This window comes from Kitasatospora sp. NPDC050463 (genome assembly GCF_040655255.1).
Taxonomy (GTDB): domain Bacteria; phylum Actinomycetota; class Actinomycetes; order Streptomycetales; family Streptomycetaceae; genus Kitasatospora.
Genome location: NZ_JBFAJO010000227.1, coordinates 1 through 1233 on the forward strand (window position 1 = coordinate 1; position 1233 = coordinate 1233).

Below are 1233 nucleotides of genomic sequence, written 5' to 3' on the forward strand. Positions count from 1 at the left end.
CTAGTGCCGCATCAAGCAACGTTCGCCCCGTTGTGACATCCCGTCCGGTTGTCGTGCCGGACGGGATGTGCCGCCAGAATGATCACGTGGCTGAGCGCGTGAGAGTGCGGGACATCGACGACGACGAGGGCCGACGCCTGTTGCGGATCATCCGCAGAGGCACAGGTTCGGTGGTGACCTGGCGGCGGGCCCAGATGGTCCTGCTGTCCGCGCAGGGCATGCCCGTCGCGAAGATCGCCGAGGTGACGTTCACCAGCGCGGACCGGGTACGGGACGTGATCCACAACTTCAACTCCGACGGCTTCGAGTCGCTCTACCCGAAGTACAAGGGCGGCCGGCCGAGGACGTTCACCCTCCCGGAACGTCGGGACATCAAGAAGATCGTCAAGTCCAAGCCGGCCGAGCACGGCCTGCCGTTCTCGACCTGGAGTCTGGCCAAGCTGGCCGACTTCCTGGTCGCCGAGGGGGTGGTCGACGACATCAGCCACGAGGGCCTTCGGATCCTGCTCCGCGAGGAGGGCGTGTCGTTTCAACGCGTGAAGACCTGGAAGGCCTCCCGCGACCCCGACTACGCCACGAAGAAGGCCCGCGTCGAGCACCTCTACGCGATCGCCGACGGCGAGGTCATACCCGAGGAAGGCGAGCCCGAAGTCGTTTTCTGCCTGGACGAGTTCGGTCCCCTAAACCTCCAGCCCCACCCCGGACGGCAGTGGGCCGAACGCGGCGGCCGACACAAGGACCCCCACCGCGATCCTCGCCCGCGCAGGCGGGCGACCTACACCCGCCCGCACGGGGTCCGGCACCTGTTCGCGGCCTACGACCTGGCCAAGGACCAGCTCTACGGGCACATCAAGAAGACGAAGAACCGCTCGAAGTTCCTGGAGTTCTGCCGCTACCTGCGCTCGCTGCACCCGATCGACGTGCGCATCGCGATCGTGGTCGACAACTATTCGCCCCACCTGACCACGAGGCGATGCCAGAGGGTCGGGACGTGGGCGACGGCGAACAACGTGGAGATCGCCTACACCCCGACCAACAGCTCGTGGCTCAACCGGATCGAGGCCCAGTTCACAGCCCTGCGCTACTTCGCACTCGACGGCACCGACCATGCCAGCCACAAGGAGCAGGGCAGCATGATCCGCCGCTACATCATCTGGCGGAACAAGCACGCCGCCGACGAACGCCTACGCGCAGTCGTCGCCAGGGCGAACGTTGCTTGATGCGGCACTAGTT

General features: G+C 66.0%; 1 protein-coding gene. It reads left to right on the top strand.

The features are described 5' to 3' along the window. Positions 1-86: 86 nt before the first annotated feature. Positions 87-1220 (top strand): IS630 family transposase, encoded by a 1134-nt coding sequence (locus AB0J08_RS41665; RefSeq protein ID WP_360645442.1) that lies wholly within the window; start codon positions 87-89, stop codon positions 1218-1220. Positions 1221-1233: the final 13 nt, after the last annotated feature.